Source organism: Novosphingobium clariflavum (assembly GCF_026420865.1).
GTDB lineage: Bacteria > Pseudomonadota > Alphaproteobacteria > Sphingomonadales > Sphingomonadaceae > Novosphingobium > Novosphingobium clariflavum.
The window spans coordinates 1-1,344 of record NZ_JAPCWC010000082.1 but is presented as its reverse complement, the minus strand read 5'-3'; the positions used below and the strand labels follow the sequence as shown (position 1 = coordinate 1,344).

The following is a 1,344-nucleotide window of genomic DNA, read 5'->3' as shown; positions in this document are numbered from 1 at the left end:
CAGGTTGCGGAAAAAGGCGTCGCAGTGGTCGTCATCGGCCCGATTTCAAAGGTCCTGGGCACGGTAGTCGGTCATTTTCGGGTGAAATTCGTAGAGACCTGCCGTGTGGCCGGTCCTGGCGATGTGAGCGGCGCGGCTAGGCCGCCGCCAGCAGTTTCGGCAGTCGGATGAGGTTGTAGGCCGCAGCGGTGAGCGAGAACGACCATCCGACGCGATCCTGGCCGCGATGACGGGTTTTTCGCATGTTGCCGCAGGTCTTGGCCCAGCCAAACACCTCCTCGATCCGCTTGCGGATTCTCTGCGAGACGGCGTAGCCGGGATGGCGTGTCGTCCGTCCGTCGATGGCGGAACGACGATTGGTGTTGTTCTGGGCCACGTGCGGGGTAACGTCCATCTCGCGCAACGCCGCGACGAAGCCAGCCGTGTCGTAGTTCTTGTCGGCGCCCAGCGTAATCCGATGACGTCCCTCCATGCGCCCCAGCATGGTCAACGCGGCCTCGCGTTCGGCGGTGCCGGTGGCATGGGTGAGCGTTGCATCGACCACGAGACCGTTGCGGTTTTCCATGAGCACATGGGCCATGTGGCACAGCTTCGCTGCCTGGCCACGCGCCTTCTTGAACAGCCGGGCATCGGAATCGGTGGTCGAGGCATGGGTCGCATTGCTGCGCTTCTCGCCCCGGAAGTCGCATTCGGCATTGCGGCCGGTCGGCCGCGTCGCCTGTTTGCTCTGGCTAGACACCGACCCACTGTCACCGTCATCGCCGGGGCCGCCTTCATCCTTGGGCCTGAAGCTCTTCACGCTGGCCCACGCTTCGATCAAGGTGCCGTCCACGGAGAAATGATCGTCCGACAGCAGCGCCTGTACGCGCGGCTGCCCGATGACGGCGGACAGGAACCTGGCGGCGATGTCGCCTGCCAGCAGCCTCTCGCGGTTCTTGGTGAAAACCGTGACATCCCAGATCGGCGCATCCATCGCCAGGCCGACGAACCAGCGGAAGAGCAGGTTGTAGTCCATCTGCTCCATCAACTGGCGTTCCGACCGTATCGAATAGAAGGCCTGCAAGAGCAAGGCGCGAAGGAGCTTCTCGGGCGGGATCGAAGGCCTGCCGATACGCGAATACAGGCCATCGAAATCCGCCGACAGCACCTCCAGTGCTTTGTCGACAATCGCTCTGATGGCGCGGAGCGGGTGGTTCGCCGGTACCCGAGCCTCGCAGCTCACGTACGAAAACAGCCCCTCACTCCGCTCATCATCGCCGCGCATCCCGATCCCTTCAACATCGCTCGTCGCAATCCTGGAATCAGCAATGCCTCTTCAGGGCAAGCTACTTTTTCCGCAGCCTG

Annotated in this window: 1 protein-coding gene; it reads right to left on the bottom strand. The window is 63.0% G+C overall.

Going from position 1 to position 1,344, the window contains the following annotated elements:
• Positions 1-136: 136 nt before the first annotated feature.
• Positions 137-1,264 (bottom strand): IS5 family transposase, encoded by a 1,128-nt coding sequence (locus OKA11_RS24320; protein WP_159832497.1) that lies wholly within the window; start codon positions 1,262-1,264, stop codon positions 137-139.
• Between the last annotated feature and the right edge of the window lie 80 nt (positions 1,265-1,344).